Origin of the sequence: Novosphingobium aerophilum (assembly GCF_014230305.1) — a bacterium.
Classification (GTDB): Bacteria; Pseudomonadota; Alphaproteobacteria; order Sphingomonadales; family Sphingomonadaceae; genus Novosphingobium; species Novosphingobium aerophilum.
In genome coordinates this window covers 1-22,488 of the sequence record NZ_JACLAU010000039.1, presented here as the reverse complement: position 1 = coordinate 22,488, position 22,488 = coordinate 1, and the positions used below count along the sequence as shown (strand labels likewise).

The following is a 22,488-nucleotide window of genomic DNA, read 5'->3' as shown; positions in this document are numbered from 1 at the left end:
GCTCAGTCCCTCCCGTCGGTCGAGTAGGCGCTTGATCCTACCGACCGTGCATTGTCGGCTCCGGGATCAGTCAGATCCGGGGTGCCGTCTTTGCCAGCGTGGGCCCGTACTTCGGTCGCGCGCTCGGCGATCTCCTTGGCGAACACGTCGAGCATCGTGGCTCCCGCTGGCATGGCTGCGACCTCCTCGACTGCAGCAGGCAACTCGCGCAGCAGCCGAGTGGTCACCTGCTCGACCCGCTGGATCGTGCCCCTTGCGGCGAGCCCGGCGGCTTCGGCCAGGCGGCGCCAGTGGCGGCCGTAGATGTGCCGGCCACGGCGCTGGCCGCCGATCGCCTGAGCGTGGTTCTGCGTGATGTTGGGCCAGGCGAGGCCGGACATCAGGTCGTAAAGCGGGGCGAGCTGCGGAGCGCCGGGGCCGAGCAGGATCGAATAGTTCTTGGCGTGTGAATCCACGTTGCCGATGGCCACGTTGACGATCACCGCGTCGAGCAGCCGGGTGATGTCGCGTGCGGTCATGTGTTGGCGGACGAGCGCGAACATGTCGGCGAGCGAGGGGCCGCGGGTGCCGGTGCCGTTGAACTCGTACTTTGCGACGGGCGGCCGGCCGAGCGCCTGGCAGAAGTCCTCCTGATGCAGGCGGCGCACCTCGCCGCCGCCTCTGATCCGGTCGTAGCGCTCGACCAGCAGGTAGCTGCGCCCGCCCGCTACCCCGGTTGTCACTGGGGCGACGTTCAGGCCGATGCGGCGGGCGAGCACCATGCACAGGGCCTCGTTCGCGACGCTGCCGGGCAGGCGCGGATTGTCGGGTTTGAGGATGTGGGTGGAGGGTCCGCCGTTGACGGGGATCGCGATCTGGCCCTCGATCAGGGCGACCGGCAGCTTCTGCTGCGCGCCAGCCAGGCTCATGGCGACGCCGTCTTCGCCGATCAGGAAGGGGCGGGCGGGCAGGTCCGCGATGATCCGCTCCAGCGCAGCGGCATCCGGGATCGCGCGATAGCCGGGGTCGCCGCGCGGGGGCTGGGGGGCAATGCTCAGCGCGCCGGCCAGGTCGCTGCCGGTCCGGGCGATCAGGCCCAGCGCGTCCTCGGGCGCAGCGCCGAGCGCGCGGGTCATGGCGCGCAGCGGCTCGCCCTCGGGCAGGAGGTTCATCAGCCAGGGCAGGACCAGATCGCCGCCAAAGGGTTCGGCCTGCAGAGGCATCGCCAGCGATACGGGGAAGCGGTCCGGGGCGGACAGCCAGGTATCGTGGTAGGTGAGGCGGGTCGCCTGGGCATCCGCGCTGATCGTGGCGACCAGGCGGTCCACGTAATGAACTGGCAGGTCCATCGTCAGGCCTGCGGCAGGCCAGTGGCGGTGAGGCGCAGACCGACGGCCTGGGCGGCGGCGAGGGCCTTGCCGAGCTGGGCCGTGGGCTTGCCGGCCTCAAGCTCGACGATGAAGCGCTCGCCGCTGTTGATGGCGAGCGCCAGCTCCCGCTGGGTGAGGCCGAGAGCCTTGCGGGCGGAGGCGATGGCTGCGCCGAATTGGGTTGCGTTTTCGATCAGAGCGTTCTTCCCGAGCGGGAAGATTGCACAACGCAGCGGGAAGTTCAAGAGCCGTTCTTACCGATCGGGAAGAATATGAAGGTTGTGAGTATCATCAGCCTCAAATCTTACCGCTCGGGAAGGGCAGTTGACTCAGTCGGCGAAAAAGTCCTCATCGACCCGCTTTACCTCGACCGAACGGTAGCGCCGGACGCCGACATCGAATTCGATCATCAGCTCGGTCAGACGTTCGCCGTCGATCAGAATGACCCGCTGCTGCAATCCGCGCGCATACTCTTGCGCCTGCTTGCTGAATGAGGACGTCGTTACGAACACGCCCTTGGTCGCGCCCAACCCAACCAGGCTGCCGACGAACCCTTGGATCTCGGGCCGACCAACGCCAGAGCCGGGTGCATAGCGTTTGGCTTGGACGTAGATGCGATCAAGGCCAAGCCGGTCTTCGTCGATGACACCGTCGATCCCGCCATCACCCGACTTGCCAAGCTGCCGCGCGGCATCTTCGTGAGAGCCACCGTAGCCCATTGCGACGAGCAGCTCGACGATCAGCCGTTCGAAAAAGGCCGGCGATTGCTCAATTATGCGGGCCAACAAATCTGCCTTCAGCGCCGAGGCAAGCAGGCTGCTGGCCGCGTCGATCTGCTCCTCTGGTGTCGCCCCGGAAATCGCTGCCCCTGCAATCGCTGCATGTTGGTCTGGCTCTTCGGTCGTTCCGGCCTGGCTGTAGAACTCGCTGAAAGCCGCATATCCCTTCAGGGTCTCGACATCGATTTTAGCCGGGTTCTGTTTCAGCAAGGCCAGGCCCGCTTCTGTTGCAACGAACAAGCCGCGCTTGGGGCTGGCAATCAGTCCTGCTTTGGACATGTAGAACTTGGCCCAGTGAACCCGATTGTGCAGCAGCCGCTGCTTGCCACTGGGCAGCATTTCTTCCCGCTCGGCGCTGGACAGGCCAAGCTTGTCCGCGATCTTCTCCGCTGCCGCTGGAACGCGAGTTTCGCCCTCGGCGGCCGCAGCGAGGACGGGCAGCATCAGAGTCTGGTAGTCGGGAATGGCCATAGAGTGCTGGGTAGCAATCACCGTCTAAGCAATAAACAGGAAAGCGCGCCTCGCAGACTACAGAATGGTCGATCGCAAACAACAGAGGCCCGCCGTGGACATTGCAGCTACTCGCAACAGCGCATTGATGCTGGCGTTTCGATCAAAAATTGGCTACCGGATTGTCACGTTTCCACGGACAGAATCGAACCGCAACGGACGGTCACGCACTGGGATTTACCCCCGGTGGGATAAATTGTGGGCAAAGCTCGCGCCGGCGCCGAAGTTAACTTTTAACATCATGTTTTTGCATGATAAATTCGGCAACCTCCCGCTCCGCCACGCAACCCAATGAAAGTTTTCTCTTTCTTTGGGCGCGCTTTAAAATCCCGTTATATTCAAGGGTTATGGCGGCGGGCTGTTCACCCCGCCCTGACGGGGGCGAGCCAAAAGTGTTCTCCTAAGCCCGATTTTCTCCAAAGCCGTTCACCAAATCAGCCTCGGTGAAGGATAGTAATGGCCTAGGATGACTCGATATTTTCAGCACTGATCTGGGGCTGGATTCGAGTCCGGTCATGATCGAAAGAGCCTGTTATCTAACCCTTGTTCGGCCCAATCGATCGGGAACGGCTCCATCAGCGTGGCAAGCGTCGTCTCCGGACCAAGCTGCCCATCCAGGATAGCATCGATGAACTCAGGGGCGAGCAGCGTCAGCCGCAAGATGCGGGTGAGATAGGACGGCGATATCTTCTCGCTGGCAGCAAGGTCGCCAAGAGTAGCGAACTTGCCAGTATCAAGCTGTTTCTTCCAACGGAACGCGCGGGCGAGCCCCTTGATCAGCGTGTTGTCGACATGCCGATGCTGCACGAGGGCAGCGTCGGGCAAGATCATCTCCTTGCGGCCACCGCGCTTGCGGATGCTGCATGTGGATGATGGCAGTATGCCCGAACGGCTGGAACTGCAGGATGGCGAATATATCGACATTCAGATCCCGCGGTTCATGGTCGAGGCAATCTGGACCATGCCGCCGCCTAAGCCGGTCGAGCCGACCGAATACACCACGCCCTATCTCGAACTGATCAAGCGAGCGATCTCAGAGAACCGGATTGACGAGATCGATCAGTCGAAGAAAGTGGTTCTGGTTGAGTGGTTTAAGGATCAGCATGTCGAAGGCGAACCGCTATCGGGGAACCTGGCCAATGCCATGGCAACGATCATCCGCATGCCGTCATCCCAGCGCGGCGGTGGCAAGCGCAGCTGGCCGCGATGATCGATATCCAGTTGCTTTATCGATCATGAAATGGCGAAATCATGATCGATAAATCTGGTTCACCCACTTGAAGCGGGGCTCTTATGAGCGCTTTCAAAAGCATTATGCAAGGCTTGAAAGAGGCCCTAGCCGTTGCCCAGGGCATGGATGTCGGAGCCCGAATACACAAAGTGCGCGGCCTTGCTCGCGATAAGAAACACGCCTCGCAAGAGGCTAGCCCTGTAGCGCCCTTGCAGCCTGATCGAGAGCCATGACTTCAACATCGTGGCCAATCGGATAGCTCTCCTGTCCAGGATAGATCAGTATTCGGCGCGTTGGCATCAGGTCGACACAAGCCTGATGGAAGCCCTTTTCGACTTTCGGGGCGGAGCTGCGCTTCACTTCAATCGCCCAGAGGCCGCGGCCGGGGATCGTGAGCAGGAGATCAATTTCTGCGCCAGCAGAGGTACGATAGAAGTTCGCCTGCGTACCGGACGGGGCTGCTGCAATCAGTGCTTCGATCACGAACCCCTCCCAGCTGGCCCCGGCAATAGGATGGCCCAGCACGTCATCCATGCTGGTTAATCCCAGCAGGGAATGGACCATGCCGCTGTCACGTACATAGATGCGCGGTGATTTGACCAGACGCTTGCCACTGTTGCTGTGCCAAGGCTCCAGGCGCCTTACGAGCAGCAGGTCGACCATAAGGTCAAGGTAGCTGCCAACCGTCTTGGCATCGACGCCAAGGCTACGCGCGAATTCGGATGCGTTGAGCAGTGCAGACTGATGATGAGCTAGCATCGTCCAGAAACGCCGGAGTGTCTCAGCCGCGATGCGCGGGCCGAGAAGGGGAATGTCGCGTTCCAGATACGTCCGGATAAAGTCCTGTCGCCAGCGTCGACTTGCCTCGTCGTCATGCGCCAGAAAGCTGTCAGGGAACCCGCCTCGCACCCAAAGTTTCTGGATGTCGCCAGGCTCGACTTCGAGGGCGTTGATCGGCCCCATTTCTAAGTAGCTTATCCGGCCGGCAAGGCTTTCACCGGACTGCCTTAACAAGTCGATGGATGCAGATCCCAGAAGAAGAAAGCGGCCAGCCCTGATACCCTTGCGCCGCCCACGATCAATCAAACCTCGCAGGATCTGGAACAGGTCAGGGAGCCGATGAACTTCATCGAGGATAACCAGCGCGTCCTCGTAGGTTTCGAGATAGGCTTCGGGATCGGTTAGTTTTGCGCGGTCACGGTCTGATTCCAGATCAAGATATATGGACGGGCGCGTCTCGGCTATGGTTTGCGCCAGCGTCGTTTTGCCAACCTGTCTGGGCCCCAGCAGGGCAACCGCAGGGGTTTCAGCGAGCCGCTTGCTCAACTCTGCATATATCTGACGCTCAATCATCCTTGCAATTTCGGACTTTTACTCCGGATTTGCAAGGATGAAATTGTATCTGCTTTCCGTCCAATTGCTACATCGGATGCCGACCAATCGTCAGTCGCAGCCCGACCAAACGCCATCAGGGTTGAACGGTTGAACCCTGTGACTGTCCGAAACGAGTCCTGACCGCTGACCGCTTGGAACGTTTCGGCGGCCTAAAAATGATGACTTTTGTCGTGTCCCCTTCAATCCGAGAGGACGCGACACGGCATGAATGCAGCCGAACCAGAGCCGCTGATCACCCCGACTTCCGACTACCCAACCTGGCTAGCCCTATACGACGTGGGCTTCAGTCTGATCCCGCTCAAACCAAGAGACAAAACCCCGCTCACCGGTTGGCGGGCCTATCAGAAGCGGCGCGCAGCGCGCAGCGACATTGAGGCATGGTTCAAGGCCGCGCCGAACGCCAATATAGGCATTGTCACTGGGGCGATCAGTGGGCTTGTTGTCCTTGATCTGGACAGCGCGGACGCCATTACCGAGGCAGAACGACTGGGCTTGCCTGACACGATCATGGTGCGGACCGGCAAGGGCCGGCACATCTACTTCCGCCATCCCGGCTACAAGACCACCAACCGTGCAGGCTTTCTGCCCGGCATGGATATACGCGGGGACGGCGGATACATCGTTGGGCCCGGAAGCATCCATCCCAGTGGCGCATTATACGCCTGGGAGAACCCTCCCGGTCAGATCACGCTCGCAGAGATGCCGGAGTGGCTGGTCAAGGCGTTAGGTACAGAGCCTGCCGCGAAGGTTGCGCCGCACAAAGTACGACAGAAATCGCGGGCCAGTTCCGCAGGTCATAAGCAGAACAAGACCGATTTCGATCCTTCTGGGATCGAACCGACAACCGCTTGCAACGTAGATGACGGATTGGCCCGGATTCTCGACGAACTGCTGGGCAAGCCCACGGACAAGACCGCCAGAGAATGGCGATACCGGAGCAAGGGCAGCCTCTCGGTCCGTGTGGACAGCATTAAACCAGGGCAATGGTATGATCACGAAGCAGGTCGCGGCGGCGGCCTGGTTGCCCTCATTGCGTATATCCTGAGCTGCGACCATGCCAGTGCCCGGGATTGGGTGGCCGAACGCATAGGTGCGTGGCCGAAGGCCGCACCGACGCAAACCGCGGTCGAACCATCCCAAGAAGAACTGGCGCTCAAAGCCCGGCTTGAGGCGCAGCGGATCCTTGCCGAAGCCAAGCCAGCTCCAGCCAACCATCCCTATCTCATCGCCAAGGGCGTCCAGCCCCACGGCATCCTGATCGATGCTGCAGCGCGGCTGGTCATTGGCCTGCGTGACATCGACGGGACCATCCACACGCTCCAGCGCATCGATGCGCAGGGCAAAAAGCGGTTCCTGACCGGCGGCATCAAGGCCGACCATTTTGCAGTGATCGGCGAATGGACACCAGACACGTCGCATCTGCTGGTCTGCGAGGGCTGGGCGACCGGTGCCAGCATCCATGAAGCCACTGGCGATCCGGTCGTTGTCGCCTTCGACGCCGGCAATCTGATCCGCGTTGCTCGGGTGCTCCGTCGCCGGCATCGCAACATCGAGCTGACCATTGTTGCCGACAATGATGCCAAAGCGGATCGCGCAGATAACCCGGGCGTCGAAGCAGCAACCCAGGCGGCGCAGGATAACGATGCCCGGCTTGCAGTCCCTGATTGTGCCGGTGACGCCAATGACCTTGTGCAGGCCAAGGGGCTCGATGCGCTCAGGGATGTCATCTCAGCCGCCGTCTGGGTGGGTGCGAAAGAGCCGACCTATCCCGAGCCCGAACACGATGTCGCCGGCGCCCGCGCGCAACTGGCCGAGCATATTGCCGCATTCATGGCTGAGGCCAGTGCCTATCAGAAAGCCCTGCAGATAAGGTTGCAAGAGGGGAAGACGTCAGATGCACCATGGCCCATTCCGCCGATCCTCGGGTTGCCGGTCGATGTTGGTCTTGGAAAGACCAGCCAGGTACGTGACCAGGTCATTGCCACACTGCGCAGTGGATGCCTCGGCAAGGGCCGGGTGGTCTTTGCCGTGCCGCGTCATGATCTGGGTGAGGAACAGGTAGAAGCATTCAAGGCTGCTGGCATCAATGCCCTGCTCTGGAAGGGACGCAGCGCTCCCGATCCAACCCCGGAGGATCCCGACCAGCGCATGTGCCGTGATCTGGCTGCGCAGGCTGATGCCCTGATAGCCGAACAGGCAGTCGAGCAAACGGCGTGCGCAGTCTCTCGCGATGGGAAGGACTACAAATGCCCCCATTTTGAGGTTTGCGGCTACCAGCGCCAGAAGCGCCGCGCCGCATACGCGCAGGTCATAATCTGCGCCCATGACAGCCTGTTTCATGCCATGCCGCAGATCATCGGCAGGCCCGCGCTTCTGGTGATCGACGAGGGCTTCTGGCAGGCTGGGCTGCGCGGCACCGACAGTCCAGTACAGATCACGATCGACAGTCTTGACCCCAGCGAGAAGGAACTGCGCTGTTACGACGGCAAGGGGCAATACGACTACCCCGAAACCCAATTCCTGATCACCTACCGCCTGAAGCTTTGGGAGGTGTTGCAAAGTACGAAGTCTGGCCCGTTGCGCTATGCCGATCTCAAGGCGACCGGACTGACCCCGCAAAACTGCCGGGACGCGGCCAGCCTCGAGCGCATGCGTTTGCGCAACCCGGGCCTGTTGCCGGGGATGGGGCCCAAGGAACGTGCTCGCAAGCTCAGCAAGGTCATTCCAGCCGAAGGTGTTTGCTGGACGCCTCCGGGGCGTGCTGCTGCCATGTGGAGGATCCTGGCTGACGCGTTGGACGAACGTCGCGATGCCTGGGGCGTCGAGATCGGCCGAATGCACACCGAGGAGGGCACGGTCCGGACACTGGACCTTTATTGGCACGCCTCGCTGCGCAAGGGTTGGGTGGCAGCGACACCGGTCCTTCACATCGATGCGACCATGCGCGGCGAACTCGTTCAGCCCTATCTGCCTGGGATCACGGTTGCGCCGCCTGTCCGGGCACAGACACCGCATGTGCGGATCCGGCAGGTGCTGAACGCGCCGGTCAGCGCCAAGGCCCTCACGCCCATGCCGCAGGCCAAGGAGCGGGAGCATACGACAGCCGCCAACAACCAACGCGCCTTGCGGACTTACCTGACCAGCCGCGCGGCAGAGGTGGGAACGGATGGGCAGACTATATTGGCCATCGGCCAAATGCGGGCGCTGGAGGCCCTGTCGACAGAAGCGCTAACCGCCAACCTTGAAACCGCCCACTTCAACGCGCTGAGTGGTCTCGACCGTTGGGGACGGATCGCTGGCATGGTCATCATGGGGCGTACACTTCCTGCGCCTGCGGTGATCGCCAAGCTGCAGATCGCGCTCACCGGTCGACCGCCCAAGGAGGATAATGACAACCAGAGCTGGTGGTATCCGCTGACCGAGCGTGTGATCCGTCGTCCACAAGGTCGGTCGCGGATGGTCATGGGGGAGCATCATCCCGACCCAATTGCAGAGGCCATCCGGTGGAGCATCTGTGAGGCCGAACTGGTTCAGGCACTGGGCCGGGGCCGCGGTGTCAACCGCACGGCCGAAAGCCCTCTTCAGGTCGATCTGCTGACGGATATCGTCCTGCCCATCACCGCAGACGAGGTGATCGACTGGGCCGACCTTGTACCCAGCCGTACCGACATGATGGCGGCGCGCGGCGTGGTCCTCGACAATGCCGCGGATCGGGCAAAGTGCTTCCCTGACCTGTGGCCAAACTACGAGGCCGCACGGAAGGATGGGCAGAGGACCGGGACAAATTGCTATTATAGGATATTCTATAATAGCGAAATGTCCCGCTCCTCGGTTGCTGTGACCTACCGGCCTGAGGGTTCCGGTCAGAAGATGAGATCGGCCATGTTCAACCTGGATTTGATCCCAGACCCTGCGGCGTGGCTTGCTGGGTGGCTGGGGCCATTGGCCGACTGCGAAGTTGTCACGGACGCGGATCTGGCGGCCTGACCGGCACGAATTTACGCGGGGCCCCCCGGGGGGGATTGCATAGTCTACACCCTCCGGACGGTAACCGCCTTCGATCCAAAGTTCACGCACCCGCGAATTAGCGACCGGGGGTCAAAAATACGAAATTACGTAAATACAGATACTTGAATCGCGAGAGGCATCTGATTTTGTGCACAAATTGCAATGCGTGTGTTGAGGGCGGGTGATCCCGTTACGGCCCGGATCGCCGCCCAGCGGCAAGTCACATCAACTCAAAACAACGGGCCAATTTATCCATGCCTTCGAGTAAATCTGTACGTCGTATGTCCTCGGTCTCTGCCAAACCCTCGACCACCATCACCACCGGCCGGCGGCGCGGGCGTCACCGGGAGGTTCCGTACCACTCGGTGCTGGGACAGATGGTCACCGTGCGCGAGGATGGCCGCGAGCGGCGCGTGACGGCTGCCGAGGCGTTTCTGCTGCAGCTTACCCGGAAGGGGTTGATGGGCGACAGCGCCGCTGCGCGAGCTTCGCTGGCTGCGATCGAAGCGGCGCGGGCGGGACGCGCGGAACATGCTGCGCCGACAATCATGCGGGTCGTGTTCGTCGGGTTCGGCATTGGTTGCATCCTTCGGACCCTGGGACTCGCGGTGAAGCGATATCCGCTCGATGAGCAGCGCGTGCACTGGCTGCTCGAGCCAGGAATCGTCCAGGCTGCGCTTGATCGGTTCGGGGTTCGCCGGCTGAGCCCGGATGAGCAGCGCGAAGTGTGGAAAGTGACCCGCGCGCCAGAGAAAGTACAATGGCCTGAATGGTGGTCAGAGCGGGGTTGACGTCCGCTTTTGCGGACAATCCGGAATGGCAGCTTATGTCACCAGGCAACAAGAACCGGCCATTTACCGATAGGTAGCAAAAAATAGGCTTCCTCTAGCAGGCGCTGAAAGCAAATTTCCGGCCCGACAAAGTAAGGCAACTCACCTGACAAGGTAGTCAAATTCCAAATACTTGAATAACTGAGCGGTGTGGTTGATGTCACGACTACGCCCGCACCACGCAGCGAAATCCCACATGGCACGTCGAGGTGTCCGTAGGCTGCGGATAGCGTGCTGCAGGGCGATAGCGGCGGCAATAGTCTTCGGCGCAGAGGTGCGACCCTCCCTTGAGGACCTTGCGGGGAATACGGACCGGTTCCCGCTTGTCGAACGATCCGCCGCGTGTGCCACCGCGCGGGTTGGCGGGGATGCAGCAGGAGCCGGGGCGCTTCTTCTCGATCCGCGGCTGACCGTACCAGTCGTCCGTCCATTCCCAGACATTTCCGATCAGGTCGTAAAGGCCATAACCGTTGGGGGGATAACTCCTGACCGGTGATGTGCGCAGAAAGCCGTCTTCCAGGCTATTGCCGTGGGGGAATGGCCCCTGCCAGTAATTGGCAAGCATCCGGCCCTCGGGCGCAAGTTCGTTGCCCCAGGCATAGTCGGAACCATCAAGTCCGCCGCGCGCGGCAAATTCGTGTTCTGCTTCGGTCGGCAATGCCTTTCCGGCCCAGTGCGCATAGGCTTCGGCATCGGCGTGAGTCACATGGACCACTGGGTGATCCTCGATCCCGGTGGTCGAGGAACCCGGGCCGAGCGGCTGGCGCCAGTTGGCGCCGAGGCGGAATTGCCACCATGACACCTGGTCGAGTGCCGCCGGGAAGCCGGCCGGCTCGAACACCAGCGAGCCGGGGTGAGCGAGGGACGGGTCCATGCCGGGGTATTGGCGGGGATCAGGCGCGTGCTCGGCAAACGTGACGTAGTCGGTCTCGGCGACGAACTGGGCAAAGTCGGCGTTGGTCACCGGGGTTTCGTCGATCCAGAAGGCATCGACCCGCACCCGCCGGACGGGGGCTTCTTCGGGATAGAAATTGTCCGAACCCATGGCCATGGTGCCACCATCGAGCCGCACCATGGCTGGACCCGGTCTAGTCGAAGGTGATGGAGACATGCGGTATATCGCCCTCGATCTCGCCGAATGGCGTGGCATAGGCGGCTACAGGTACGCCAAGGTCGCGTCCGATGTCGAGGTTCTCGCCGTTCCCCGACGCCAGTAGCATCTTGCCAGGCAGCGGTCCGCGGGCGACTTCGGTGCCATTGCTGGTAAGGATGGCTATCGCAGCGGTCGGCGTGGTTTCGAAACGCAAGGTCAGGTTGACCTTGCCCTGCGGCAAGGTTGCGACCGAACGCACCGTTGCCATTTCAGCGGGGTCGGTCGACCTGGCCCAGGCAAAAGCGGCATGGCCATGGTCGAGGTAAAGACTGATTCCGCCGAACTTGCTGCCCCAGGCCAGCACGGCGCCTGATGCATCGGCCTTGTCGAGCACCAGCTCCGCCCGAATGGTAAAGCTGCGCCCGGCAAGATAGGGCGCGGCCCCGACTGCGGGCATCGAAACGTCCTTGCCCCAATAGTCGAACTGCTTGCGCGGTGATCCTGCGGATTGGCGGTCAACCCTGTCCATCGGCCGGCGGCTGTCGACCGGGTAGACATTGTTGCGGGTGGCTTCACTCTTCCACAGCGCGAGCATTTCCGAGAGCTTTGCCGGCTCCTTCGCGGCAACATCGGTGCCCTGCGAGAAGTCCTTGTCCAGATTGTAGAGCGACCAAACAGGCGGCTTGGCGGCAGTCTCCGCCTCCCACGATGGCCGCCCGTCGTCTCCCGAAAGGAACCAGCCGTCGTGATAGAGGCCGACCTTGCCGCCGATCTCGAAATACTGCGTGCGCGGCTTGGTACCATCGCAGGCAGCCAATGAGGCAACCAGGCTCTGCCCGTCCATCGGCTTTTGCTTCACGCCGTAAACCACCTCCGGCGCGGGAAGCTTTGCGGCTTCCAGCACGGTCGGGACGATGTCGACCAGGTGCGCGAATTGCGGGCAGATCGACCCGGGACGGGCAACGCGGTTCGGCCAGGCCAGCACCATGCCGTTACGCACGCCGCCCAGCATCGATGGCATCTGCTTCACCCAGCGCAGCGGCGTGTTCATCGCCCAGGCCCAGCCGACCGGATAATTCGCATAGGTATCCGGGCCGCCGAGCTTTTCAGTATTGGCGATCATCCACGCTTCGTTTTCATCATGCGTCTCAATTGAGCGCAATTCGTTGATCGTTCCGGGAGGTCCCGCCTCGCCGCTGGCGCCGTTGTCCCCCTGAATGATCGAGACGAGGGTGTTGGACGCGAGGCCCATGCGGTCGAGTTCGGCGAGCACGCGGCCGATCTGTTCATCCTGCATGACCAGTTGCGCGGCGGCGACTTCCATGGTGCGCGCGGCAAAGGCCTTTTGCGGCTGGCTGAGCGATGCCCAGGCGGGAATCTCGGCCGGACGCGCGGTCAGTTTCGTCCCCTTGGGCACGATCCCGCCGGCCAGCTGGCGCTTGAAGCTCTCTTCGCGCAGCTTGTCCCAGCCCTGATTGAACTGCCCCTTGAAGCGGGCGATATATTCGGGCGGTGCCTGATGCGGGGCGTGGGTTGAGCCGGGCGCCCAGTACAGCAGGAACGGCTTGCCCGGAGACGCTGCATTCTGGTTGTGGACGTAGCGGATGATGTCGTCGGCCAGCCGCCGGTCGAGCATCCGGCCCTGACCTTCGCGGGGATCGACAGGATTGGTCCCGCGGAAGAGAATGGGCGAATACTGATCATTATCGCCGCTGTTGAAGCCGAAGAAATACTCGAAACCCAGCCCTGTCGGCCAGGCATCGAAGGGTCCTGTCGCGCTGCGATCGGTCGCCGGTATGTTGTGGTGCTTACCGAACATCGCGGTGTTGTAGCCATTGAGCCGCAGCACCTGCGCCATGGTCGCCGTTTCGGCAACAATCCGCCCGCCATAGCCGGGGAAGTTCACCGGCAGGTCAGAAAGATAGCCGACGCCCGCGTTGTGGTGGTTGCGTCCGGTGAGCAGCGCCGCGCGGCTGGGTGAGCAGACGCCGGTGGTGTGGAAGCGGTTGTAGCGCTGCCCCTGCGCCGCCACGCGGTCCATGTTCGGCGTCGGCACTGGGCCGCCGAAGGTGCTGGCCATGGCAAAGCCGACGTCATCGCTCATCAGTACGAGGATATTGGGCGCCCCCTGCGGCGCAGTGACAGGGGCTGGCGTTCCCGGACGCGATTGCGGGATCGTCTCGCCAATCGTGCCGTTGAACGCAGGCGCCGGCAGCGGCAGCACCGTCCGCGCAGATTGCGCGAGCGCCGATGTCGTTCCCAGTAGCGCCAGCGTGAGCGCTCCGGCCTTGCCTAACTTCAGCATCCCGATCTCCATCCTGTTTGTGGTTGCCGTATCAGGCAGCGCCATAACGTCTAATGCAATGTGATGCCGATGCTGATACCTTGAAGTTATGGAAATCGACCTCACCCGCCTGCGCCACATCGCGGCAATTGCGCGCACCGGCAGTTTTTCGCGCGCTGCCGAAGATCTGCACATTACCCAGCCGGCGCTCAGCCGCTCTATCGCCACGTTCGAGAAGCGCTTCGGCCTGCGCATCTTCGACCGGGATCGCTCAGGCGTGGTGCCCACCGCTATGGGGCGACTGGTTATCGAAGAGGCAGAGCGAGTGCTGCGCGCTGCCCGCGATCTAGACCACAACCTGCGCCTTTATGCGCGGGGCGAGGGCGGTGATCTGGCGATCGGCACTGGCCCGCTGCTCGCCATGTTGCTGCCCGACATTGGCCGGCGCTTTCTGGATGAATGCCCGGCGATCCACTTGCGCGCGTCAGTGCGGACGCCGGAACATCTTGTGCAGGAATTGCTCGACGACAGGATTGAACTGATTTTCGGCAACAGCTGGGCCATTCGAGACATTCCCGATCTCGAGTTTTCTTCCGTTGGATCGGTCCGCCTTGCCTTCCTTGTTCGCGCCGGCCATCCACTGACGGCGCAGTCAGGGATAACTTTGGAGATGTTGGCCCAGTACCCGCCAGCGAGCGCGGCCAGTTCAAGCGTTGCTGGGCTCAGCAGCGCGACCGGGAGCTTCATCTGCGACAATTTCCACGTCCTGCGCGAACTTGTCATCCAGACAGACTGCGTCTGGCTGTCGGCCCCGAGCGTGCTGGCCGACGATATTGCGGCTGGCTGTCTGGTCGCGCTCAAGGTCGAAGACTTTCATGACATCGATAGCGAGGTCGCGCTGATCACCCGCCGCAACCGCACGCTGTCCCCGTCTGCCCGTTCGCTTGTGGATCATCTACGCGGGCTCCTTTCAGCGCATGGCTCGCGCGCATTTGCATAATCCCAAGGCATGCTTTGTTGCGCTTTTATGCATTGGACGTCTGGCTGGCGGGAGCATAGGGTTCCGTTCCTGAGGGAGACGGATGATGAGCAGGTTGGGCAGAGTTTCGCGGACAGCCTTGGTGGTTGCCGGAATGGCAATCGCTCCGTGCGGATCCGCCTTGGCCCAGCACGGCACTGCAGACCCGTTCCAACCGGGGGCATCCACGACCACCCATCAGCCCGCCGCCCCGGTCCGGCAGGAAACGCGGCCGAACGTGCTGATCTGGATGGTCGACGATGTCGGTTTCGGCCAGTTCTCCAGCTTTGGCGGTCTGGTCGATACGCCAAACATTGATCGCGTGGCGCGATCGGGGCTGCGCTACACCAATTACCATACCGCGCCGATCTGCTCGGCAAGCCGGGCGGCCATGCTGACCGGTCGTAATCCGCACACGGTCCACATTGGCGGCCATGCCACCGCCGCGCGCGAGGGGTTTCTGGCCCACGATGCCAGGATTCCGGCTGGGGCAGGCACCATTGCCGCCAACCTCAATGCCGCCGGATATGCCACCTTTGCGCTTGGCAAATGGGACCACTTGCCCAACGAGGAAGCGAGCCCCGCCGGTCCCTTCACCCGTTGGGCGCAAGGTCAGGGCTTTGAACAGTTCTATGGCTTCATGGCTGCCGATGCTGACCAGTGGAACCCGGTGCTGTATCGCGGCACCACGCCGGTGATGAAGCCCAAGGGCGCAGATTACCATGTCTCTGCCGACCTCGCTGATCAAGCGATTGCGATGATCGACCAGCGCAGCGCTCCGGGCGAGCAGGGCCGCACGCGGCCGTTTTTCATGTACTGGGCGACCGGTGCCGCCCACGCCCCACACCATGCGCCGAAGGAATGGATCGAGCGCTACAAGGGCAAGTTCGATCAAGGCTGGGATGCGGCGCGCGCGGCGGTGCTCAAATCGCAGATCGCCGCCGGTCTGGTTCCCAAGGGCACGAAGCTGGCACCCCGGCCCGAAGGCATGCCCGCTTGGGACAGCCTAGCCCCGGACGAAAGGAAGCTGTTCGCCCGCCAGATGGAAGCATTCGCCGCCTCGCTTGCTTATGCCGATGCGCAATTCGGGCGGATCCTTGATCGGCTGCAGGAGCGCGGTGAACTCGACAATACGATGGTCGTCATTACCAGCGACAACGGAGCCAGCGCCGAAGGCGCGCCCGGCGGCCTGTACAACGAGGCCGAGGTTACCAGCGCGAAACCGCCAAGCACCGCCGAAAACCTTGCCTTCTATGACGATTGGGGCGGCCCGCGCACCTATCCGCACTATGCGGTGGGCTGGGCGGTGGCCGGCAACACGCCCTATCGCTATTTCAAGCAGACGACGCATGAAGGCGGAACGCGCGTGCCGCTCGTGGTGTCCTGGCCAAAAGGCATCGCGGCCCGCGGCGCGATCCGGCAGGACTTTGCCTATGTGAGCGATGTCGCGCCGACCATCCTCGACGCGACGGGGACCCCGCTGGCCAAGGTCGTCAACAACGTGCCCCAGACGCCGATGGAAGGGCAAAGCATCGCTGCGACTTTCAATGCCGCCGGTGATCCGCGCGGGGGCCGAGCGCAATATGTCGAACTCTACGGCAACAAGAAGCTGATGTGGCAGGGCTGGTCGCTGGTCACATCGCACCGGCTCAGGACCTGGGACTGGCAGACCGCAAAGACCTTCAACGAACCCTGGGAGCTCTACGACGTCGTCAACGATCCCGGCGAAACCCGCGATCTTGCCTCAAGCGAGCCGGAACGCGTGGCGCGCATGGCGGCAGAATTCGATCGTCAGGTGCAGCCGCGCAACGTCTTTCCGCTGTTCAACCTTGCCGACACGGGCGCAGAATCGGTCATGCGAGGGCGCGCCGAATTCGCGCGGCGCGGCGGCCAATGGCGCTATGCCGGGCCGGTTGGCAGCATCAGTTCGGGTCTTGCCCCGCCCGTCATTGCCCGCAGCTTTAGCATGACCGTCGCGATCGACAACCTCACACCCGGAGCTACCGGAGCGATCTTTGCCCAGGGCGGGCAGATGGGCGGGATCGGGTTCTACCTCAATCAGGGCCGTCCGCAGTTCATTCTCAACGACCTGCGCGGTAACAGCGTTTCGGTCACTGCCCCGGCACCTCTGGCGCAAGGGAAAGCGGACCTTCACCTCGAGGTCGCCCGCAGCACGCCGGGCGCGGACGGCAAGGCCGAATTCGACGTCACTATCCGCGATGGCGAGCGAATCCTCGCCCATCAGGCCGTGCGGTTCGCCTTGTCGCCCTATTTCGGCTTGTCCGAGGTGTTCGGTATTGGCGGCGATGCCGGCTCGCCGGTCCTGCGCGGTTATGAAGCGGGCGCACCCTTCCCGGGACGGATCAGCGACGTGCAATTCGATTTCAAATAAACTTGGATGCACGCTAGGGATGGTTATGGCTCGCCCCCACATTCAATCATCCGGCATGTGACGATACGGTCACGCACGGCGACCTCGCGCGCTTGCCTTGGCACTCTTGACCTTGGTTGACTGTGTCTTGAGGAAGCCGTCGCAGATCGATTTGTCAGGCTGGACTTTCGAGTGTTGCAATCTGCGTCGGTCGGATCTCCACCGTGCCGATTTTGAAGGTACGAACTGGGCGATCCTGCCCGGGAGCATTTGCCTAATTTCAAGGACAGTGAACTGTCCGACGCAATGCTCATGTCCTGAGACTTCAAGAATGCATCGTTCGCGCGGGCAAGCCTTGAGGCAGCCAAGTTCATGCAGTGCTCATTGACCAACGTAAATCTGTCGGGACACGGTATTTCTTGGCTGTCCGATTAAGAGGCGGCAGCTTTTAAGTATGTTGCTCAATAGCTTGTTCGACCGTTTTGTCAGCGGAAGCGAACATTTACGGAATCTCCAAAGGGTCTTTTTAAATAACTGCGCCTGTTGAGTTCGGCGCCGCAGCTCCCTTTGCCTGGAATCTGGACTCGCCTCGCGATGTCGTCGTTCTTCCCGAGCAATAACCAAAAATAGCAAAGCCGTACTAATCTTCTGCCGAGCGCAGTTACTCCGACAATTGCATCAAGCTGGGTCAAATTCGATTGGCAGGCCCTTTAGCCCCCATGCCCCGGGGTAAGGACGCCAGCCGATCGGACCTGCCAGTCGCGGGTTCTTCAGCCGCTGCGCGCAGCGGTGTAATGCCTCTTGTAATTGCACTCGGGCTATATGCTGGCCCAAGCACACGTGCGTGCCCAGACTGAAGGCGATCTGCCGCTTCGCCGGTCCAACTTCACGGTCCGGGTCGAAGGTGTCGGCATCGTCGAACACGTGCTGGTCACGGCCTGAGACATTCAGCGTAAACCAGAGCATTGTATCCTTGGGCAAGAGAACGTCTCGGTAAACAATATCTTCATTCGTGAAACGGGGGACTGATCCCGGGTTGAACACCCGAAGCCCCTCTTCGAGCACCTTGCGGCAGTATTCAGTGTCGACTGCGCAGCGCTCATAGATTTCCGGGCGGTCGAGCAGCTTCCACATCGTATGGGTCAGCACATTCTTGGAAGTGTCATAGCCGGCAATGAAGAAGAAGATGATCAGGTCTTCCAGTCTCCGCTCGGGCACACCGCCTTCGTCGCTGACGCTTATCAGCAGGTCGAGTAGGTCACCATAGGTCCCGGCTTTGGCGTCCGTTCGCCGTTCGGCGATGACTCGTTGAACCAGCTTCTCAAGCCGATCAAACGAGGCATGTATTTCGGGCACGCGGTCCTTATCCATCGAAAATGCGAGACCGAGCGTTTCGAGACTCGCGCGGATGCCGGGGATTTCATCAAGGGGCGCGCCGACAAGGCGAAACATGACCGAGATCGGGTAATTGGCGGCGAACTCCTCGAAATCGAATGCTCTCTTAGGTGCCCACTCATCAAGCATGCGCGTGATTGTCTCGTTCATCATCGGGCGCAGCTGAGTGGCATATCGGGGAGTGAACTTGGCTGCGAAGGTTTCGCGCAAACTGCGATGCAGCTCCGTGGGCAGGGAAATCAGCTGCTCCTCGGTGAAGCGCCCCCACGGTGTGCCGTGCGCGCCGAGCATATCGACAATGCCGTCATAGGCGGGACGCAAGTTATCATCATGCCCAAGCAAGTCGCGGATCGCCCGATAATCGTGAACCCAGTAGCCCATGTCAGATGCCGCAAGCCACGGATGCTGACGCTTCGCCTCGCGGAAATGGCTGACCGGATCGGCCGCGAACTCCGGCGTATCGACGGCGACAAAAGGAAGATTCAGCTCGGTGATCTTCTGCACGGGCGCATCCTCTCGGTTTAGTTGTTTTCAAGTTATCGTATCGCTGAAGGGTAATTCCATCCTGCGTTGCGCCGGCTACATATAAATGCCCCCGTTTACCGCCAGAACCTGGCCAGTGATGTAGGCGGCATCGTCAGACGCCAGGAATGCGCAAGCTCCGGCGATTTCGTCCGGGCGGCCGGCGCGCGGTATCGGAATCAACGGTGTAACGTGGTCGAGCGAAAACTCGTTTGCCTCGATGGCCCGGAGCATTTGCGGAGTTTCACAAACCGAAGGCGCGATCGTGTTCACGGTGGTGCCCCCGCCGGCAAGCTCCCTGGCCAAAGCCTTGGTCAGGCTGATCACTCCGCCCTTGGCCGCCGAATAGTGCGCCATGCTCAATGCTCCGGACTGCCCGGCGTGGGAAGAAATCGAAATGACGCGTCCCCATCCGGCTTCGACTAAGTCCGGAAGAGCCGCCTGAATCGTGTGGAAGACGCCGGTCAGGTTAACGTCGATGACCCGCTGCCAGTGCGCCGTCGTCATTTCTGCAAAAGATATGACAGGGGCTAGGCACTGGGTGCTCAACGAAGCCAACATTATCGAGGACTTCGCGGTCCTGGAGAAGCTAACTACTACGACTGACTGCATGTGGCTTGCTTCGGCCCACGCCGTTCCGCAAATGCTGCAACGTGGAGATTTGGTCGAACTCTTCAGGTCCGAACGGACGGTCGAGTTGGTAGTCTGCTCGCTCAAGAGGCGAAGCCTGTCGCTGCTGGCAAGAGCGATCATTCAGCACCTTCGCTCTCAAGTCCTGCTGATGACAGGTGCGACTCACACGCTTTGATGATCACAGTGCGGTGCTTGTTACAGCGGTCCAATCCCATCTATATGCCGCTGCCCTTAGGCCAGCGATACTCTACAAACGCCCCATCATCGTACCGCAGGTTAGCGACGCGCAAGTCGATCAACCGCGGCAACTTGGTCATGCGTTCGTCCTGGCCGAAGGGCTCTGCCAATCCTCTGCTGCCGAGCAACCCGGATTGGCAGACCTGCTGCCTAAACGTTGGCCAACCAACGGCTCCGGCCGGATCGTCGACTAGCACCCGAACCTTCCTGAGCGATTTTGGAGCTATCTCAGCAAACGGCTTCACTTTCGTGCTCGGCTGCGGTGCGGGTCCAGCCGATGCCAAGCTGTGCGACAAGCCGCTGACCGAGACCGACCCGAACGGCAATGTCACCACCTACACCTATGCCCAGGCCCACGGCGGGGTGCTGACGGAGACGGGCCCGCTGGTCAACGGGGTCCGGCCGCAGACCCGCTCCAGCTACACGCAGCGTTTTGCCTGGACGCGGAACAGCGCCGGAGCCTTCGTGCGCAGCACCACTGGGGTGTGGCTGCTGACCCAGAAATCGACCTGCATCAGCGGCCCCGCAGCGGCATCTGGCACCGGCTGTGCCACGGCAGGGGACGAAGTGATCACCACCTATGATTACGGCCCGGACAGCGGCCCCAACAACCTGCTGCTGCGCGGAATGGTGGTGGCCTCGGGCAATCAAACCCTGCGCACCTGCTACAGTTATGACAACTGGGGTCGCAAGATCAGCGAGACCACGCCGCGCGCCGGCCTGGCGGTGTGCCCGTGAGCGCGCGTAGTCCTTGGTGGGCGCTGAGGTCAGCACTTACGCTTGGCCTGGCCTTGCTTGCCACCCCGCTGCACGCGCAGGCGGTGGGCAGTCCCTTCACCACGCACACCCGCTATGATGCCTTGGGCCGGGTGACCGGCACGATCGCGGCCGATCCGGACGGCGCAGGAGCCTTGCCTGCCCCTGCCACCCGCAACACCTATGATGCGGCGGGCAACCTGACCCGGGTCGAGACCGGGGCGATCACCACCCTGCCGGCGAGCACTGTGGCCCCATCGGCCTGGACCGGTTTCACGGTCGAGGTGACCACCGACTACACCTATGATGTGATGGGCCGACGCCTGACGCAGCGGGTGCGGGGGTCGGACGGGGTCACGGTCTCGCTCCAGCAGTTCAGCTATGACAGCCTGGGGCGCCAGCTGTGCAGCGTGGTGCGGATGAACCCGGGAACCTTCGCCGCCAGCCAGCCCGATGCCTGCACGCTTGGTCCGGCCGGTGCGGCCGGCACAGCCAATGCCAAAGGCCCGGACCGCATCATCCGCACGGTCTATGACGCTGCGGGCCGGGTGCTGCAGGTGCGCAAAGGGGTCGGCACCGCCGACGAGGTGGCCGATGTCCAAAACGATCCGGTCAATCTAGTTGATTATGATGGGCAAGAAGCTGGCTGTGTCACGTTGAACACTGGCTGTGGGGTGTCGGAAAGCGCAGGCTCTTGGGAATCCTTCAAAGGCTTTGTCAGCACCGTTGTGGACTTCATCCCGGGGATCGGCGACATCAAGGGTGGGGTAGAAGCGGCTCGAAATCCAACACCTGGATCTGTCTTTGGCGCAATAGCGGGCTTAGCTCCTGGCTTGGGAGATGCAGCTGGTAAGGTAATCAAGAATGCTGATCGCATGGCTGATGTCGCGGCGAAAGGTTTGCGTGGCGAAGCTGCAACAGCGGCAAGACTAGGTACGGGTGTTACTGGTCGACGCGTAACCCTTGAGGCGAGCAATGGGAGGCGTTCGGTCGTCGATTTCACGACGAGAAATCGAGGCGTGGTTGAAAGCAAGAATGGGCCCGGCGCACGACTTTCCCCGGGTCAAAGAGCTGTTCGTGACGACATTCGGGCTGGCCGTCCGGTGATCCCAAGAGGTCAGAACGCCAAAGACGCAGGTTTGCAGCCGGGAGTACCGACCAAGATGAAGTGCCACATCACGCATCGGACAAATTGCTAATGGCCCGCTGCGACGCCTCATTCAGAGACACAGTTGTTGATCGCTGCCTAGCCGCACTTGTATCGGCAGGATTCAAGCGACTAAGAAAGAATTCTGTGTACTGGCCGATACGCGATGGATTTTACTGCTGGGTTGGTCTCAATCAAGGATTATATAGTAACTATCTTTACATAGAGCCTTTTGTTGGCGTGCACGTTGAGCCAATTGCGAGACTGTATTCTAAATTAGATAAAGGTAAGTATGCAATTAAATATGATCGTGGCGTCGCAACTTATTCAGTACATTTAGGTGAATTAAGTGGTGCGAGCGATGAGCCGAAGTTTTTGTTTGAACCACAGCATAGCGAGAAATTTATTAACGATGAAGCGGGGCGATTGGCACAGCTCTACATCAAATTCGGCCTGCCATTTGCGGAGTCAATTGCTTCGTATGAAGCTTTGCTCCCCATGCTGCAAGAGCGGTTGCCAATGCTCAATGGATACCCTCAACGGGTCGCCAGTTGCCTCTATCTTATGGGGCGTATCGACGCAGCGCGCGAATTTGTTGAAGGATTTTTATCTGAAAATCGAGAAGTATTTGAGGGATTTGCTATCCCGTTTTTGGCCATGGTAAGAAGCGAGCGAATTTAGAGCCTCGTCGTGATAGTGAATCTTAGTCCAGAAACGACCGGCGGCAGAGGTGATGTTAGAGCGTTTTCCGTTCATTCTGGTTCAAATCCTGCGGCTATGAACCAGAATGAACGGAAAACGCTCTAATACCAAGGCGCGCTGAGCCTGACTCACGCTAGGGATTCCCAAGCGGATGAAAATCTGATTCGACGTTGCAGGCACATGGAGGCTTGCGATGGCGGCAGCGATTGGGGTTCGATCTGACTACAC

18 protein-coding genes and 2 pseudogenes are annotated in these 22,488 nt (G+C 61.2%); 11 read left to right on the top strand and 9 right to left on the bottom strand.

Annotation, left to right across the window (positions count from 1 at the left end):
• Positions 1-2 precede the first annotated feature (2 nt).
• The 4 genes from H7F49_RS16170 to H7F49_RS16155 form a co-directional block, all read right to left on the bottom strand.
• On the bottom strand, positions 3-1,328 hold the full coding sequence (locus H7F49_RS16170; RefSeq protein ID WP_185684613.1) for a type II toxin-antitoxin system HipA family toxin: 1,326 nt from the start codon (positions 1,326-1,328) through the stop codon (positions 3-5).
• Between the two features lie 2 nt (positions 1,329-1,330).
• Entirely contained in the window at positions 1,331-1,594 is a 264-nt protein-coding gene (locus tag H7F49_RS16165; protein WP_407940321.1) for a helix-turn-helix domain-containing protein, read from the bottom strand.
• An 84-nt stretch (positions 1,595-1,678) separates the two neighbouring features.
• Entirely contained in the window at positions 1,679-2,599 is a 921-nt protein-coding gene (locus H7F49_RS16160; RefSeq protein ID WP_185684612.1) for a restriction endonuclease, read from the bottom strand.
• A 552-nt stretch (positions 2,600-3,151) separates the two neighbouring features.
• The gene (locus tag H7F49_RS16155; RefSeq protein WP_214647870.1) at positions 3,152-3,463 is read right to left on the bottom strand and encodes a hypothetical protein; all 312 of its coding nucleotides are present in this window, start codon (positions 3,461-3,463) and stop codon (positions 3,152-3,154) included.
• 31 nt (positions 3,464-3,494) lie between these two features.
• On the opposite strand from H7F49_RS16155, the gene H7F49_RS16150 reads away from it, so the two are divergent.
• Positions 3,495-3,848 (top strand): hypothetical protein, encoded by a 354-nt coding sequence (locus tag H7F49_RS16150; protein ID WP_185684623.1) that lies wholly within the window; start codon positions 3,495-3,497, stop codon positions 3,846-3,848.
• A 213-nt stretch (positions 3,849-4,061) separates the two neighbouring features.
• Here the strand turns inward: H7F49_RS16150 and H7F49_RS16145 are convergent, their stop codons facing one another.
• On the bottom strand, positions 4,062-5,222 hold the full coding sequence (locus tag H7F49_RS16145; protein WP_185684611.1) for an ATP-binding protein: 1,161 nt from the start codon (positions 5,220-5,222) through the stop codon (positions 4,062-4,064).
• 246 nt (positions 5,223-5,468) lie between these two features.
• Here H7F49_RS16145 and H7F49_RS16140 point away from each other — a divergent pair, with 246 nt between their 5' ends.
• Both H7F49_RS16140 and H7F49_RS16135 read left to right on the top strand, forming a co-directional pair.
• The gene (locus H7F49_RS16140; RefSeq protein WP_185684610.1) at positions 5,469-9,251 is read left to right on the top strand and encodes a bifunctional DNA primase/polymerase; all 3,783 of its coding nucleotides are present in this window, start codon (positions 5,469-5,471) and stop codon (positions 9,249-9,251) included.
• Positions 9,252-9,553: 302 nt separating this feature from the next.
• A complete protein-coding gene (locus H7F49_RS16135; protein ID WP_185684609.1) occupies positions 9,554-10,063 on the top strand; it encodes a DUF5681 domain-containing protein in 510 nt (169 codons plus the stop codon).
• Between the two features lie 205 nt (positions 10,064-10,268).
• Here the strand turns inward: H7F49_RS16135 and H7F49_RS16130 are convergent, their stop codons facing one another.
• Positions 10,269-11,177 carry a formylglycine-generating enzyme family protein gene (locus H7F49_RS16130; RefSeq protein ID WP_185684608.1) on the bottom strand — a complete coding sequence of 303 codons (909 nt, stop codon included), beginning with the start codon at positions 11,175-11,177 and terminating at the stop codon, positions 10,269-10,271.
• Positions 11,178-11,190: 13 nt separating this feature from the next.
• Positions 11,191-13,545 (bottom strand): arylsulfatase, encoded by a 2,355-nt coding sequence (locus H7F49_RS16125; protein WP_235982255.1) that lies wholly within the window; start codon positions 13,543-13,545, stop codon positions 11,191-11,193.
• A gap of 43 nt (positions 13,546-13,588) precedes the next feature.
• On the opposite strand from H7F49_RS16125, the gene H7F49_RS16120 reads away from it, so the two are divergent.
• The 4 genes and pseudogenes from H7F49_RS16120 to H7F49_RS19980 all read left to right on the top strand — a co-directional run.
• Positions 13,589-14,479, top strand: coding sequence for a LysR family transcriptional regulator (locus H7F49_RS16120; RefSeq protein WP_185684607.1), 891 nt, complete (start codon positions 13,589-13,591; stop codon positions 14,477-14,479).
• Between the two features lie 82 nt (positions 14,480-14,561).
• Positions 14,562-16,889, top strand: coding sequence for an arylsulfatase (locus tag H7F49_RS16115; RefSeq protein ID WP_328806815.1), 2,328 nt, complete (start codon positions 14,562-14,564; stop codon positions 16,887-16,889).
• A gap of 97 nt (positions 16,890-16,986) precedes the next feature.
• Positions 16,987-17,103, top strand: a pseudogene (locus tag H7F49_RS19985) (pentapeptide repeat-containing protein); the annotation flags it as partial.
• Between the two features lie 98 nt (positions 17,104-17,201).
• A pseudogene (locus tag H7F49_RS19980) lies at positions 17,202-17,303 on the top strand (hypothetical protein); the annotation flags it as partial.
• Between the two features lie 243 nt (positions 17,304-17,546).
• Here H7F49_RS19980 and H7F49_RS19935 read toward each other — a convergent pair.
• Positions 17,547-18,767: a cytochrome P450 gene (locus H7F49_RS19935; RefSeq protein WP_185684604.1), complete on the bottom strand. Its 1,221-nt coding sequence runs from the start codon at positions 18,765-18,767 to the stop codon at positions 17,547-17,549.
• 75 nt (positions 18,768-18,842) lie between these two features.
• Entirely contained in the window at positions 18,843-19,346 is a 504-nt protein-coding gene (locus tag H7F49_RS19365) for an SDR family oxidoreductase (RefSeq protein ID WP_268958980.1), read from the bottom strand.
• Here H7F49_RS19365 and H7F49_RS19360 point away from each other — a divergent pair.
• The 4 genes from H7F49_RS19360 to H7F49_RS16085 all read left to right on the top strand — a co-directional run bounded on the left by H7F49_RS19360 (position 19,327) and on the right by H7F49_RS16085 (position 22,239).
• Positions 19,327-19,593 (top strand): hypothetical protein, encoded by a 267-nt coding sequence (locus tag H7F49_RS19360; protein WP_214647868.1) that lies wholly within the window; start codon positions 19,327-19,329, stop codon positions 19,591-19,593. The two genes, H7F49_RS19365 and H7F49_RS19360, sit on opposite strands and share 20 nt — an antisense overlap.
• Before the next feature lie 311 nt (positions 19,594-19,904).
• Positions 19,905-20,393, top strand: coding sequence for a hypothetical protein (locus tag H7F49_RS16095; RefSeq protein ID WP_185684602.1), 489 nt, complete (start codon positions 19,905-19,907; stop codon positions 20,391-20,393).
• Between the two features lie 53 nt (positions 20,394-20,446).
• Positions 20,447-21,610, top strand: coding sequence for a hypothetical protein (locus H7F49_RS16090; protein WP_185684601.1), 1,164 nt, complete (start codon positions 20,447-20,449; stop codon positions 21,608-21,610).
• The gene (locus H7F49_RS16085; protein ID WP_185684600.1) at positions 21,610-22,239 is read left to right on the top strand and encodes a hypothetical protein; all 630 of its coding nucleotides are present in this window, start codon (positions 21,610-21,612) and stop codon (positions 22,237-22,239) included. The genes H7F49_RS16090 and H7F49_RS16085 overlap by 1 nt, the downstream gene beginning before the upstream one ends.
• The last annotated feature ends 249 nt before the right edge of the window (positions 22,240-22,488 follow it).